11 protein-coding genes and 1 pseudogene are annotated in these 16,135 nt (G+C 34.5%); 2 read left to right on the forward strand and 10 right to left on the reverse strand.

Annotated features, from left to right (window positions below; all coding sequences use genetic code 11):
• Positions 1-95: 95 nt before the first annotated feature.
• The 8 genes from IEW26_RS00285 to IEW26_RS00320 all read right to left on the reverse strand — a co-directional run bounded on the left by IEW26_RS00285 (position 96) and on the right by IEW26_RS00320 (position 11,823).
• The gene (locus IEW26_RS00285; protein WP_188590925.1) at positions 96-2,105 is read right to left on the reverse strand and encodes a hypothetical protein; all 2,010 of its coding nucleotides are present in this window, start codon (positions 2,103-2,105) and stop codon (positions 96-98) included.
• Positions 2,106-2,386: 281 nt separating this feature from the next.
• Positions 2,387-3,574 carry an abortive infection system toxin AbiGii family protein gene (locus IEW26_RS00290; protein WP_188590926.1) on the reverse strand — a complete coding sequence of 396 codons (1,188 nt, stop codon included), beginning with the start codon at positions 3,572-3,574 and terminating at the stop codon, positions 2,387-2,389.
• A gap of 3 nt (positions 3,575-3,577) precedes the next feature.
• The gene (locus IEW26_RS00295) at positions 3,578-4,447 is read right to left on the reverse strand and encodes an abortive infection system antitoxin AbiGi family protein (protein WP_188590927.1); all 870 of its coding nucleotides are present in this window, start codon (positions 4,445-4,447) and stop codon (positions 3,578-3,580) included.
• A gap of 136 nt (positions 4,448-4,583) precedes the next feature.
• Entirely contained in the window at positions 4,584-5,339 is a 756-nt protein-coding gene (locus IEW26_RS00300) for a hypothetical protein (RefSeq protein ID WP_188590928.1), read from the reverse strand.
• Positions 5,340-5,629: 290 nt separating this feature from the next.
• Entirely contained in the window at positions 5,630-6,262 is a 633-nt protein-coding gene (locus IEW26_RS00305; RefSeq protein ID WP_188590929.1) for a copper amine oxidase N-terminal domain-containing protein, read from the reverse strand.
• A 365-nt stretch (positions 6,263-6,627) separates the two neighbouring features.
• On the reverse strand, positions 6,628-7,656 hold the full coding sequence (locus IEW26_RS00310; protein WP_188590930.1) for a hypothetical protein: 1,029 nt from the start codon (positions 7,654-7,656) through the stop codon (positions 6,628-6,630).
• Positions 7,657-7,836: 180 nt separating this feature from the next.
• A complete protein-coding gene (locus tag IEW26_RS00315; RefSeq protein WP_188590931.1) occupies positions 7,837-10,863 on the reverse strand; it encodes a DEAD/DEAH box helicase in 3,027 nt (1,008 codons plus the stop codon).
• Between the two features lie 261 nt (positions 10,864-11,124).
• Positions 11,125-11,823, reverse strand: coding sequence for a hypothetical protein (locus IEW26_RS00320; RefSeq protein ID WP_188590932.1), 699 nt, complete (start codon positions 11,821-11,823; stop codon positions 11,125-11,127).
• Between the two features lie 102 nt (positions 11,824-11,925).
• Here IEW26_RS00320 and IEW26_RS00325 point away from each other — a divergent pair, with 102 nt between their 5' ends.
• Positions 11,926-12,543, forward strand: a complete 618-nt coding sequence (locus IEW26_RS00325; RefSeq protein WP_188590933.1) for a hypothetical protein — start codon at positions 11,926-11,928, stop codon at positions 12,541-12,543.
• Between the two features lie 174 nt (positions 12,544-12,717).
• Here IEW26_RS00325 and IEW26_RS00330 read toward each other — a convergent pair whose 3' ends face one another.
• On the reverse strand, positions 12,718-13,221 hold the full coding sequence (locus IEW26_RS00330) for a hypothetical protein (RefSeq protein ID WP_188590934.1): 504 nt from the start codon (positions 13,219-13,221) through the stop codon (positions 12,718-12,720).
• 231 nt (positions 13,222-13,452) lie between these two features.
• Positions 13,453-13,963: pseudogene (locus IEW26_RS30690) on the reverse strand (DUF1643 domain-containing protein).
• A gap of 983 nt (positions 13,964-14,946) precedes the next feature.
• On the opposite strand from IEW26_RS30690, the gene IEW26_RS00350 reads away from it, so the two are divergent.
• Positions 14,947-16,131: a site-specific integrase gene (locus tag IEW26_RS00350; RefSeq protein WP_188590938.1), complete on the forward strand. Its 1,185-nt coding sequence runs from the start codon at positions 14,947-14,949 to the stop codon at positions 16,129-16,131.
• Positions 16,132-16,135 lie beyond the last annotated feature (4 nt).

Raw genomic sequence — 16,135 nt, forward strand, 5'->3', positions numbered from 1 at the left:
ACTTATTTGTCCTGATTGCCAGAATGGACAAGAACATAATTTGTAAAAAGGATCTCTGACAAATTAAGAGATCCTTTATTCTTGAATTTTAGAATCTATTCAATTAAAGTTACTACTGTGGACATTTTGTCTAGCAAAAAAATATCTTCCTTCATTTGATTACTAGTTTGGATTGCAGAATTTTTGAGACATTGCTCGATCTGGGCGAATTTTTTGTCTTCTTGTAGACTTTTTAAAGTGCTTGTTTTATCATGAACTAACCCAATTGTAGCTAAAGCAAATGTTAGATAGTAGTTCAAAGGTAAAAATGCTGCCCCGCTTAACATCATTTTAACAAACCCACCTTCAGACTGCCCCGATGTTTGTGAAACTTCGAAAAGAAGGTCATTATACTCATTTAGTGTTTGCCTACGGGTTGTGCTATCCATCTGCTCCAAACGATTGAGTAGATTACGGAAAGCATTAGGAGTATCGTATTCATCTGCTAAAGAAGCAACCTTTGTTACGTTCAAGTATCGGTTAGTATCAAAAAATTTTAAATAACTCTGTTCAGAATGATTCCAATCATTTATTTGTTTTATTTGTTCAAGACTCGCTGGATCATACCAGTACATCTTTAATAGATCGCCCATAAAATTAGAAACGGTTTGATCGCTATATACCTTACCTGAGGTTTGATGCTTGAAAGGGAAATATGTTGATTGCAATGCTGCCGCAAGATGTGTACTGTCTGCATTAATCTTTAGTTCAAAAGATAGTTTTTCATGTAAGTCTGAAGCTTGAAAATTTCCGCCGGCAATGAGATTAATGCCGAAATTAGAAATTGACATCGGACTGTTTTGATGTAAAAAACGAAAACTAGATGCCGCCGCAGTTATGGGCCAAGCTAACATTTGAGCAATTCTTTGCAAAAGATTATCATTTTCTCTCTTTGCCTGTAGAAAAAGTTCACAGGAAGCTTGATAAATGTTTGGAAAGCGTTTTTCATACTGGATTTTTGTCTCAACTAAGTGTGAAGCTAATATCGTATTTAGACCTCGTCTACTTATAACTGATAAAGGACTGCACTGATACGCCTCAAGAAGTAGGTTTTGATTGTACCTTGTTTCTTGGTTGGTTAATACAATTACTACTTTACCTATATCAATCAATTCAATTAAATCAGAAACCTTCATATTCTGGTATTCCAAAAATGTATCAAGATGATTCTCAATCGGTAACCCCAAGTATACTGTGTCATATAGGAGCAAAACGTTACGTAAATTAACAGTTTCAAATACGGAAGCATTTAGAAAACATTTTTGCGAGTTTTGACGAAAGAAAGGAATATCATTTCTTCTTATCTTTCCTGTGTAAATATCCTCAGCATGTTCAAACCAATAATCAGCTTCATTTACAGTGAATGGAAATTGCTTATATAACCTTAAGTTCATAACTTCAAAAGTTCTCAACACATCAGCAATCCTACTATTGCTTTCTTGATCCTTCTTGTTGTTACTAGTTTGAACTGATAAATCAACATGTCTAATAATTATCTTATCAGTGCCTAAATCTGCATCAATTAGGAAACATTTCATTTGATCCATGATATGAAGCGATGTTTCTTCTGAAACCGTAATTACGATTTGAAATCCAACGACTTGATGTAATACTTCTAATGCTATTACGTCAACATTATGAAATTTACTTTCTACAAAATTGAAAAGATCGCTTTCTGTAACACATGTAGCTTTGAATCCGTCTACAACATTTGAAAAAGAAATCCCTTCAATTTTTTGTTTGTATGATTGTGGAAAGGATTCGACTAACTCGACATTTGTACCTATGTGTCTTATTGAAGAGTTAAAATAATCTCTAATTTCTTTAAAATTCCCATTATGATGTTCACAATAAATAACGAATTCAAAACTATTAATTTGAATAATTTGGGTATCCAAACCTAGATATTTAAGTCGCAATTCTAGGTCCATTCGCTTCACTTTACCTTCGTTTTTAATAATTTCAAACCCCTCCTTATCACAACAAATCATATTTTTTTGAAAATTGAATGACCTTGTTGAACTAACAGCACTATTTATAGAAGAGCTGGTTCCATAAACATGCAAACTTTAACTACTCTCGATATACTGGACGTGTTTCTCCAGGCTTAGCAATTGACTGAATTGATTTATCCTCCTTCATCTGAAACACTGATGAAATATAGTTGAATAAGCTGGACAAAGCAGAGGTTGAACCTTTAATAAACGAATTCATAATATTTTTCAGCCAAAGTATATATCAACAAATAGCTTCTGCTTAAATCTTGTCTTTTTGTACCTATGTTACTTTAACAGAATTATGGTATTTACAGCCCCTATTATAGGAATATGTCCTCTCCCTCTACAACTCATATTTCTTCAAATATGCTGAACAAATCTCGCGCCTCATGAAGTGCTCTTATGTCCTTTTGAAACTCGAGAGCCTCTTCATACGTCTTAAAGTATCTCATCGATCGAAAACTATTCTGACTGGACTTATTTTCAATTATACATTCAAATTTACCTTGCTCTTTTTTACTAGAAATTATATCTGAAATGCGCAAATTATATACACCCATCACTGCAAACAATTCCAGATCTACTCCGAGTAAAGTGATATTCTCAGGCTGTAAAAATGTAAAACCTGCGGCTTGACTTATTAACCGATTTCTATCAAAATTCTCAGGAGGATCGAATGTAATCGAAGTATACTTAATATTTTCTCTGAATGGTTCTTCCTTAACAAAGGATGAGTATAGTTTCATTAACCAAATATCTTCATCATCATTAAGTGGCAAATCTAATGGGAATTGTATACCCAACTTATTCTCAACACTACTCATCCTTTTCCAGAACAATAATAAATCATTCAATGTTTCTCTCTCTACCTCGTTAATTGGAGCTGGAGGTAATTTCAATCCAATAACCTGTCCGTTCCCTTGAATAAATGCCTGATATACGAATAAAACACTTAATAATTCATTGATAGAATTAACTTTTTGTAGATTGAAATTAAAGGAAAATCGAAGTGTCTCTGTATCCTCATTTATTGTCATGGATACCTGTAGACCATCATTGTCTATATTCTTAATAAAAGTTTTATTAAGATCAGCAAGCGGCTGCCTTTGCATAGTTAATGTCCTAATATACCCATTTCCAGAAAAATCAAGAACATAAGGTGGAGGGAATGGCCTTGGTTGTAGAAAAAACTCAACATTTTCACTTGTAATTAGGGGAGCTAATGCCGCTTCATCTAAAGCTATCTCAGTCCCATTTATTTTCACTGGCACATTCTTATCAATCTTAAGTCCAGTTTGAGTTCTGTAGAGAATTTCAAAGAGTTGATCCGGTTTATAAATCCTCAAATTTTCAGGGAGTTTTATATTCGCAGACAGCCGCATCTCCTTGCCATCGCTTGGAACTGCAAAAACGTGGTCTTTAGCTACACGCTTATAAATTAAACCATCAGGCAATCTTTTATTGAGTGATTCAACAATCTCTTTAGGGATAATATAACCATCGTTTTTTTTAAATGATTCTTTAAAGTTTGAAAACATGCTTCACCAATCCTTCTCTAATTGAGTGAACACCATAATTTTAGAGATTAGAATATATTTTGTGGCATTATCAGTAAATAATTCATCCATAATGTAATTAATTAGAATATCTCGTTCTTCAACTGTATCAACAATAAGATATTCAATTTTGTCATACTCGAATTTCAACCACAGTTCTTCCTTTTGTTCGATACCGTCTGAGTACGCATTACATACAACATTATTCACATTATTCACCAGAACCGATTGTGGAATTGTTAAGCTCAACTCTGTATCAACATCACTAAATTTGGGAACAAATCTCCATTCCCTCTCATCATGAAAATTCTTAGATATGTGTTCAAACGAAGCTTCTCTCTGCTTGGCCATTTCTCCGTTTAAAGGTTTAATAAAAAGAAGTTGTGTTGCTAATTGATTATGAAGGATTTCATCCCCGATACCATCACTCATTTGTTCCAAAGCATGTTTGAATGCTAATTTGAAGTCAGACATTAAAGCTGATGAACTATTCATATAACTTATCGGTTGAACACCTTCTTGTATGCCCCACACCTTATTCATTCCGATTCCATATCGCCCATATCCATCAGAGCTATCAATACCTCCCATATGGTACGTTAATTTATTTAAATGAATATCACAGAAGCAAACCATAGGAAATGCCACTTTATCCATATCGGGCAAATTCAAATAAGCTATATTTTCTTCATAAAATCTCGGAATCATTGCTTTTTTGCTTAATTTACTTTTCAAATATTCAAGTTTAGGCATGAAATTAAAAAGGACGTTTGCACTTTGTCTATAAGTGTAGTTATCCTGAGTCACCTGTGGAGCTGAGTCTAATAAAATATTACTATAATTTTCAATTGCCATAAGAGTCTCCTAAAGATTTTCGTCTTATATTGCTAACTGGAAAAATAATTCACAATAAAATTATACCTTATGGATCACGTCGTATAGATCATTGTCATCAAGCAATGTAGCCACACCGCCATCTTTCTCTGTAAATCTAAATTGCTACCAAAACATCCTTAGTTACAGCTTCTACCACTTCTTGAGCAATCTTTTCAACATCTAGCAGGTAAACGATATTAAGTCTAGGGTTGTAAATTCCTAGACGACGTACCTTCTGAAACTCGTTATGGATAGAGCGGAGGCCCAAAATATAGTACATCAAAAGCTGTAAGGTGTGCTTATTGGTTGGTCCATTTTTAGATACTTTGAAGTCCCACAAAGTGTCCTCTGTCAGATAATCTCCATCACCAGTACTCACCACTTCAGTGTACCCGAATTCGAACGTAAAACTATCTTTAACAATTGGTCCAAACTCTTCCCAAAAAGCAAGACTTCTACTTACCATTGTACGAATATTATTCACCGTTTCGTCGTCAGCATAAATATCTTCCACAGGTTTATACATGGCGGTTCCAACACGAACGCATACATCGTACCCTACGAGTTTACAGGCATTGCGTATAGACTGGTCATCTAAACCTTTAACCTCTTGTACAAGAGATCTTGCCAAAGCATCTTCTCCTACCAGAAACGAACCGCTCAAAGATATATTGAAAGCTTCCTCTGCAGAAGACCCGGACAAGTATCTGGTCAAATAATCGACAGCCATACCCACTAAACTTGCGTGAAGGTTTTCTTCTGGGTGCAGCTCAATCCCATCACTCAACACTATCTCTTCAAAGTCTCTGGGCGGTATGTAGCCTCCTCTAGGCTGTTTAACTTTGCTTACTCTTTGCGTAACTGAAGCCATAGAAATCTAACTCCTATATATTATTTTTGTTGAGTCCCGCTGATCGACTCCACCGCAACCTCCAGATCCTATCAGCTAGGCGTTTTTTAGATCATGGGCATTTGATTTAGCTAACCAGTTTGTGTGAAATGTAACATTAACATGGCCATCTTTTGGGAATTTGATTTCCAAAAGCAATCATGGCAGAGTTTGTGCCGTAAGGTATGGCAACTTTATAATTCAGGTGCTCAATGTCTATTTAATATCTTGATTCAATGAGAATGGAGAGCAATTGCTCTCCACGGTGTAGTTTAAATTGTAATATTTAATGTGTTATTGCTTGAATCAAATTCCATAGATGCTCCTAGGCCTTTGATAGCCTGTACTGGAATGTATGTAATGCCATTTATGACTTTTGGAGCTACGCTTAGCGTACTGCTACTACCATTATAGAATACCTTTTTGCTCCCTAAGGTCAATGTAACTTTTCGTTTATCTTTTGTGATGCTGATTGTCCCACTTTCAGGATAGTAAGCAAACGTTGCTTTCAATGCTTCAGTAATATCACGTAGAGGAACTAGATTATTCTCCTCATACTGTAGAGGTTTATTCGTAAAATCGAATTTTTTATCATTGATAAGAACTTTTAGATTAGATTGCGTATACTTTGGTTTTGAATCTTTAGGTTTTGTGGATTTTGATGTAGATGATTTAGAGCTTTTTGACGAAGAGCCCTTAGAAGATTTAGTAGAACTGGAACTTGATGACGACTTCCCTCCATTATGATAGTGATATTCCCCGTATTCCAGTCCCCATTTGGCACAATTTGTCCAACAGGTATGACCACCATTTGAATCGGTTCTGCCTGGATGAGCTAACACACTTGATGTACTTGATAAAAGCAAAATAGATACTAGAGAACTAACCAGCAACTTTTTTTTCACGATTCACACCCTCCAACTGGTACTATTTTCCTGTGTATCATATCATACAATATTTGATAATTAAATATAAGATTAACAATTTCTATAGTAACTTTTCATTCAATTTGATATGAAGACTCACCAACATATTATCTGATAGTAGTTTCAATGAATGCTGTATAACCTTGATCAATGCTCAAACAGTGTAAAGCCCCGAAACCGCCATAAGTTCGTTTAAACATGAAGCAACGAAAACAAAAATGAGCTATCAGAAGCTATTTTAGCTGGCGTTTTTTTGTTTCGCGTGTTTCATCCACTCCACTTTTAATGCTATAACATATATGGATCTTCGCATAAAAATATCTCGTTTTGTGATTTTCAGCTAATTATCGTAATTGCATTGCTCTATTCATAAAAATCTCATCTGCTTGACTCACTGTCATTCCAAAATGTCTACTAGCTTTTTCAAGTATAATTGGATCGTGTATTTCAGGAACGTAATTATTCCCGTAATCCGTCAAGACATCGAACTCTTTCATTATATACTTGTAAACTGTGTCAGCATCACTGTTTTTAGTGTCACCTATTTGTTCACTTTTAGTTAAATAATAAGCGAAGGAGGTGGGGGTGATTCGATTATTTCTGTATAGTGCTACATAGTCATTAAAACTAAAAGGAGATTCATCCTTATAAAAATCATTTAAATATTTGTAATAATTAATCAAATCCTCATTTCTGCCCTTGTAGTCCCTAGGTATACTATATAAGGATTCTAATGCTTTTCTGTCATTTCCAGCTTGTCCATAGATATGATATTTTGAAAAGTGATACATCATCTGGATATCCTGATCTGGCGTTTGGATCTTATCAATAAACTCCATTATGAGTGCGTATTGTCCTGTGGATAAATAGCCGTTTAACTCTTCCCAAACCTTCTCGTTCTCGTTCGCAGAGGTCTGAGAATCACTCTTGCTAAAAGAATATGTATATCCGATCATATTTCCAAGAATCTCTTGGGACAAAACTAATTCACCCTTAAGATTCTCACCTTGTTTACCAATTATGTTTTGAACTGAAATAGGTTGTCTGATACCTGCCTGAGACGTTATTCGGAGAATATATTTTCCAGGAACTAAACCTGCTCCATTATTAGTAATCAATTTACTTTCTAACTTACCATTATTGACTTCAACTTCTTTCTGAGCTGAGAATCCATCTTCACCTGTTATAGATAATACAAGTTTCATTCTATTTGGTAAATTAGTGGTGCCGATCAAGAAGAGTCGGTTATCCTTATCAAAATCTTCTTTTACGGAAAGTTCAACATGGAAACTACCACTTCTTTTCTCTGAGCAAGCACATAATAAGAGAATTATACTAAGAAAGAGTAGTAAAAATTTTGCGTTGATTCTCATAAGCTATGTTTATACCTCCAATTTTCTACTCCTTATTTCGGAGAGATAGTTTTGAATGTTGATACCTTTAGAGACTGCGGCTATTTTCGACGGTTCTAATCCCATAAAATATAAACTAAGCGTACAACTCTTTACAGTTGCACGCTCTTTTTTTATGTCTTTGATGCCCCAAATATCCAACTAATTACTAAAAAAGCAGGTCAAACGTAAACCAAACGTATCTTTTAAATAAGTATCTGTTGCTAGGATAATTTGTTTCATAGAGTTTGTGATATCTAATATCGATACACCAGGCTGGACAATAGAAATTTCAAATTCTGTTTCATAACCAGCTCTCACCATCTTTTTTAATATATTTAAAGTTTGTAAGTTCCCTTTTTCGAATCGTGTTTCACCATAGGTTTTCTGTCTCGAATTTTCCCTTTCAATCATTCTTTGTATTATTTCTAATACATTATCATTCCACATAATTGATTTTTCAGCTTGGCCGCAAACTTCATATAGATCTGAGACACGAGAACCCGGCTGTTCTCCGTGTGAATACTTACAATGATAAAGATGAAATCTAATTTTTTTATGCTTCATATCAATTTTAACAGAAACAATATCAGCAATTTCCCCTGATCCATCATCGTCAAAAATTATGTCTGAACTTTGATCTACAATATGATGTATCGTAGCGTATTGTATAGAATCAATCTTTCTCCCTCTCCCTTGTGATTCCGATTTAATATTGACTCCAAGATCAGGCCAGTTAACAGCATTAAGAACATCTGAAGATAACTTAATACCACTTTTGGGTTTGATCACTGTTTTTAGATTCTCCTGAACTACAACTACAGTTCCATCATGCTGAATAAAAGATATTTCCGGGGAATACTCATATAAGAAATCAATCATTTGGACTAATTTCTTACCTAATTTCACCATAAGTTTTTCACCTTCAATTTGCTTAAAGCTATAAGAGGAATCATTAATAATTTGTTCAAATACAAATTTTCTTTCATTTATCAAGAATTCAAATCGAAGATTTCCATCAACCAAACTGGGGCTGCTTAATTCCGTTTGATAGAAAGGGTATGCCTTTTCTTCTTTAGTAATATACAACTGTTTCGTATAACTATTAGACGTTTCAATCGTTTCTGGTAGTAGTATTTTATAAGGAACACCTTCTGGAAAGTCCTTTATCACTTCTAAAGTGAGTGAATTATCTAGAATACTATTTGTATCAATGGTTTCATCCAGCACTTTTTTTCCTATATCCTGACACCACTCTGTCCAAAAGTTTATACGTTCCACCCAGCGCATCCAAACTTTCCCTCTATACGAACAACCAATACTTATACGTTCCCCACCTTTATAACCATAACCAAATAAATTAGATTTGGTCGAATTAGACACGATTGCTTCACTTATTCCAGACTTGATGTCGGTACCCGCAAACATTCTAAAGCTAATCCTTCCACTTGGTTGTTGTTTCAATCCTAATGTACCAATCATTAACCTATTAATCTCATTCAAGCTTCGATAAACTGAATCCCCCTTAATTGCAGTTGCTTGTGGGAACATACTTTCAACGAGTCGATTACCTTTTCCAGTATCAGTTTCGTTTATATGTATGATTCCATTCTCCTTATCCAAAAACAATACAAAAAAATCATAATCATACTGCATTATATCCTTTTGATCAGACCAAACTACTTTTGTTTCAATTTCCTCAATGAAAATGTAAACAGAATCTTCTTCATTTACCATTGATGTAGTTCTATCTGGATCTAGGACCAATTTCCATGCATCTACAAAAGTTCTTTCCGTTGTGCTCCTAAACATTCGGGTACTTATTTTCATCTTAAGTTGTGATATATCTATATCCGTAACATGACCTTTTTCAAACTTTCCAATAAACTCACTAAGTTCAATTTCTTTATCAATAGCTTGATGTGAATGTATATTGAGGAGAGAATTCCAATCAGAATCTTGACGGTATAACTCTTCTATTGAGTCCTTTAAATCATCCATTGCCACATTTGTTATGAGCTTTGCATTTCCTAAATTATTACCACTTGTTCGAGCAAATCGTCCAATAAATTGAAGTGTAATTGGAAGTGACTTATACTTATCATGGATTGCTGCAATCTTCAATGTTGGGATATCTATACCTTCACCAAACATGTCTACACAAACCACAATTTTTGCAATACCTTCTTTAACTTCTTTTAAGTATTTGTTTCTCTGTGCAGAGGGAATACCAGTATGAATTACAACTGGATGGTACTCTTTATATTGGGAGTAAACTTTTTCATATAACTCATCGGCACGTTTACGGCTTTTCGCTCGCGCAAGTAGTACATGCTCAAATCCTTTTTCCAAATCTTCATCTAATTGTTTGATTGCAATTTTCGCAATCTCTTCATCAGACTTTTGTTCATCAAATTCTTGAATTGGATGAAACTCGATTGGCTTGAAATATCCAGCTTTTTGAGCCATTCCCAATCCGTAATTGAATATTATCTTACCATCAACTTTCTTTCCATCGTTTCTAAAAGGAGTTGCTGTAAATTGTAAAATTCTCTTTCCAAAAACCTTTTCTTTTACAGTTCCCCAATCCGGAGATGCAAGATGATGTGCTTCATCAAAGATCACAACTTCTAGTTTTTGAACAAATTTCTCCCAAACAGATGAAGGCATATTCTTTATCATACCCGGAGTAGAAACGACTATATTCGCTTCCTCTAGCGCAGCAATCAATGTTTCCTCATCTGTAGCTTCAACTTTTGATTTATAAAGAAAAGTAGTTGGATGAATAGACTCATCAGAAATCATATTTAATTTTGGAAGTATTCCAAAATGACTCGCTCCTTCATAAATTTGTTCTCTCAAGAGATTAGAAGGCACAATGATTAATGTTGAAGCAATTCTTTCAGAAATAATTGTTGCATACATCGTTTCAGACTTTCCTGTACCAGTAGGCAACACAATTGTAGCTGGAGAATTCGATATTGCCCAATGTGCACGAATTGCCGATAAAGCTCCAAATTGAGGTACACGTAAGCCAATCTCACCTTCCTTTCGCGAAACTTTCTCCTGATAAGACACTCTCCAGCTATCCATTATTTTTTCTAGGCTAAATTTATTGCCTTTACTGTCCGTACAACGACTCAACTTATTACCACGCCCTATGGTTGAAATTACCGTTTTATACCGCATCAAAACCCCTTCTTTCTAAGGTGCAATTTTTTGCAGATCTTTTGAATTATATACATTTAACGGATTAGGCTTAATACTGCAAGTTGGGTTATCTACCCGAGTTTATCGCTTCTTGAGACTTTGATTCATGTGAAAAGTAAAAGTGGTTCTTTATATGTTGCTATTCAAGTTTTAACTACATACTTTTTATTCATATGCATATAAAACAAATCCAATATTCTCATTTTAGGAGCTACTCCTAGTTTCTTTGAATTGAAATAATCATTCAAAAAAATCTGGCTCACTTATAAAGTGTAAAAATTCCTTTCCAGCACGTGATGTTCTAGAAGCAACTACTCCACTTCCGGTCATCATTGTATTCAAAACTCCAGCATCTGAGTTAAGGAGTCCTTTTTGATACAACTCATTCATTATTTGTTTTGTGAATTCCTCTTGATTATTAAGCTCAGGGTAATAGCTATACAATGCAGTGCCGGCTCCACCCATATAAAAATCAGATGACAAGTTTTTAGACTCTAAACTACTTTTAGGATCATCAAAAAATAGAAGTAATCTGAGATGCCACTCATTAAAGGCATCAATAAATGACAAAAACATTTGAACTTTACTATCATTCAAACTGTTGTTAGTTGCCACGTTTGTTATAGAATTCAATAATGCCACTAACTTCTCTTTTTGGTGTGTTCTCATTGCGATCTGGGTTGCCTGTAAAACACTGCTCAAAAACAACTCATTTTCTGCGAGTGAGGTAATATCAATTGGAGTTCTTTCCAAAACACTTAACCTCTCATCTAACATCACAAGTATATTCTCTTTGCGCTTCTCAGCAGGTTGACTTACTAATAGATCGAATGTTTCAGATAGATAGTTTCCTAAAATCGGAATTGAAGCTACTGCACCCTTTGTTAAAGCATGAACTAAATCGCCCTTTGTTGCTTTAATTTCATCTTGAACATCCATTTTAATTCGTCTCCTTTATATAATAGTTAGTTGAAAATTTAAAAATATGAATCTATTTATACTCTCATACGTACAAAATTATATAAACTAAGGAGGTGTTACATGTATTGGTATCAAACAGATAAATTCAAGTACATAGTTATTGCTTGGTTTGTAGTTGTTATTCTCACCTTAATTCCATTAATTCTGTATATTGGTGGGAAGGAAGATCCAAAATTCATCTCTTATTCTTGCAACAAACACTTTGCTTCAAATGATACGCTTAAACACGATCAACAAATCAAAGTCACTTCCGCCCGAAGTTATGAGGAAAGTATCAACATCTTTAATCTATTCTCTTCTTTGAGCAGTAGGTGGCAACTTACTAGTGATGTAAATACTATATTGAGTACAGCTAAACAAATTGATGCTGATAAAAACACTTCAACCATCACTATACCTAACCATGCTTGCTTTATCTCAATGAAATCAAATCAACAAGGTACATTCACAAGCTCTTTTGAGAGTTCCCTTCCAAACTTATCCATATACAATTGGGTTAAAACAACAAAAAATTACTTTTCTAATGAACAGATATCCACTAATATTATTATGCTACTCGATGATTCAGCGATCTCAATTCAGTTCAATGGGTCGCCAAATTTTTTCAACGTAATTAAAGCAAAGATAGCTGTGTATTCATTGAATTTATCTACCGATAACAACCCTTCTCAGATATGAAAAGACTTAAAGACAACTTTTAGAGACAGTGGTAAGACTGTCTCTTTTTTGACCGTCGATTTATTTAGCTCTAAACATCTGTAAGCATAAATCATGAGTAACTCTTCTTCTATATAGTATTTTTCTCCAATTTAGAAATATCGACTTCCCTTGAATTTCAATAAAACATTTGCCTCACTGTATCCTATACAACATAACATCTTCTGAAAGAACTCTTTGTATCAGCCTCCAAAACTTGAATTTTGTAATATTTCTAATATTGGTGAGAACAGCCATTAATGTTGTTGTCACTATGAATAAAGTCATCTTTGTTTCAGTACCAACGAAGCCATTCTTCTCATAGTAATTTTGCAAAGTCATAGTTTTAGCAAACAATTCAGCATTAGGATGTTCTCTCTTGAATTTCGCAACAGCCTCTTCCCTGTATCTATAAAAATCACTTGAACTCGTATAATTAAGTATCATTACTGGTGAATGATGTAAATAGTATTTACCTTGTTTTTTGTTATAACTAAAAGTATATTGTTTATTCAATCTATTTTTCTTGTTTTTCCAGTATCCGAATAAGAGAATCATCTGAAGTGGTGGGACTAGGTTGTATACAATCACTAATAAAAACATAAAGAATGAAAGTAGAAATCCAACAATCTTAATAAAATATCCTGTTTGTTTTTTCATATTCTCCTTTAGCATCTATCATCTTTAGTCTCTGATATAAGATGTTCAATGAGTCATTTTAAAATACTAAATTATTTTTCTAATGTGAAGCATGTTTTAAGTGCTTAATTGGGATCGCCAATGGTAACTTCCAAGCAATCTCATCTTCTAAACTTTCTGTTTTGGAATAACTATAATCTCTTTATGATTTCTTTTAAGCCCTATTTGTTTACTATCCCTAATATATTGTTTTTATTTGATATACTTGAAAGTGTAGGGAATCATTCTCCATTCTTCTGATATATGTAGAGGATGTCGTGGACTTTTCCCATCACTATCTTCAAAACATTTAAGCTTTGATTTATATGGTGACAACAACATTTCAATCTCTCTTTTCCTTCTGATGTTTTCCTTATGTCTCCATGCAATTATAAAAATGTTTCTTTCATTTGCCACTTGAGTAATAAAGCTGTCATTAAGTAACTCATATGACTGATCTCTATGTTTAAGTTTCTAGGGTCACGACACATATAAGCATACATATTCACGATGTCTACACCACCATAATCTTTTTCAATCAAGTAGTTGATGAGGTTCATAACTGTATTATCAGTTTTAAGCGAGTGGCTTTACTCGGATTTAACATTATCACTCCAACAACTTTTTTATTCTCATCCCAAATTCTTGTCAGTCGATATCTATAGAGATTGTTATCTGCCATCACTGCAGATGATTCAATTACCCTATTGTCTGTATATACCATTCCACACCCCCAAAAAGCCTGAATAAGATTCTATGTCATAAACCGGAATCACCCATTGTTAAAAAGCACTCAGACTAATTATTAGATTAAGTGACAATTTGCGAGTATTACGCTTGTCCCTCTTAATGAGCTTACTTTGCTACCACAATTATACAATAACGAGTGTAAGTCTACCTAAGTTTTTTAAGTTTATTAATGCTAAACTGTTAATTATTTTTTCCTGCGTGCATAGGAAAAAGCACCATGAAGGATTATCAGACACATAGGCCGATAAAATTACAATTGCTTAATCCGGGTCCAGATACTTTTCAGCAAACGATTTCTACTTATTCATCTTCAGACTCAACGAATCTACAATAGTTTAATTAACAACTGCTCCCTACAATAGAGGGATTGAGCCGGGCAATGGAAATTTAGCTAGACCATATATGCAACTTACTCACCATCAAAAAAGTAAATCAACATTCAAATAGACTTATTGCTCACCTTTAGGTATCTATAATCAGTAATCGGTACAGTTCCTGTACTCGGCTATGGAAAAAAACTTATATTGATGAAACAGAAAATCCGCTAAAACAGCGCGATCTTGATGGATATATGTTTATCCATTTACATCTTTTTAGTATTAGGAAATTGCAGAATGTCTATTTAGTATTCATATTTTCAAGCGTAGGTATAGGCAAACGCTCTGAAATAGGGTAAAATTCTTATAGTTACTTTCTCAGCGATAAAACCAATGTAGTAAACCAAACATAACTTTTGGAGCCAAATATGACTTCTGCACAAACGAGCCTTAGTTACTGAAGGCTCGTTTTTTGATGCATATTAAAAATACCTTTTTCTGATTCTATTTCGATGCTCTTACTTTTTATACCTTTCAACAACACTGCTCTGCTCAAAATTGATCGACTTGCGCTTACATCGCCGTGTGGCGGTTTTACATACACAAAAAAAGAACTAATGTTCTATTAGGAGGAATCAAATTGGCAAGTTTCAAAAAATTAAAAAGTGGCTGGAGGTATCGGTTAAAGTACACCGATCCGTTCACTCAACAACAAAAGGAAAAATCTGAGGCTGGTTTTCGAACTAAACCAGAGGCTGAACTGGCTGCTGCTGAATTTTTAAGGCAGCTCAAACAAGGGTTCGAACAGATGGACATTCCTTTGGTCGATTACATTCGAAATTGGATAAATAACTACAAAAAAGGAGTTGTACGAAAGAATACGATCAAACTACATGAAAATAACCTTAACACCCATATCAAACCTTATTTTAAGCGTCTGATGCTCCAGGATTTAAAACCAGATATGTATCAAGTCTTTTTGGACTCACTATTTAAAAAAGGACTCAGTAAACGAACGGTCGAGATCATTAACTCAACAGTATACTCAGCCATAGAGCATGCCTTGATTCAAGGGAAAATATTACGAAATCCATGTAAGGGATCTATTATAAAAGGAGAGCACAAAAAAAAGACGGTCCAATTCATTGATTCAGAGGACATTCCCAAATTTCTGCATACTGCTCGAGGAGATGGGTACATTTATTGGATTTTCTTTAAAGTGCTTATTGAAACGGGGTTACGTAAAGGTGAGGCTGCCGCTCTAAAGTGGTCGGATATCAATTTCAAAGAAAAGACAATCCGCGTGGATGAAACACTCGATTTTCAAGCTGAAGATGGGGACGAACTTTTCGGAGATACAAAAACCGGAAATTCTACCCGCACAATTAGTGTAAGTAACGGCCTCATAAATGATTTAAGATATCATGCTTCATGGCAGAATCAAAATAAGATCAATTTAGGGGAGTCCATGTACAGACACGATCTAAATCTGGTCTTGTGTAGGAATGATGGTAGTCCGATGCCTAAATCCAGTCTCTTTAATGCTTCAAAGAGAATTTTGAGAAAAGCGGGTTTGAGTGAGGAATTAACAATTCATTCCTTGAGACACACCTATGCCGTGATCATGCTTGAAGCTGGGGCTGACATAAAATTTGTACAAGAGCAACTTGGGCATGGCAGTGTGCAAATTACTTCCGATGTGTATGCTCATATTTCTAAAAAGCTAGAGAAGCGTAACATTGATAAATATGAAGAGTACACTTCCCGTATTTTTGGATCAGAAAATCAAAAACCGGGGGACGTTTGGGGGACGCAACCTCAATAGAAGT

The organism is Paenibacillus silvae (assembly GCF_014639235.1).
Classification (GTDB): domain Bacteria; phylum Bacillota; class Bacilli; order Paenibacillales; family Paenibacillaceae; genus Paenibacillus; species Paenibacillus silvae.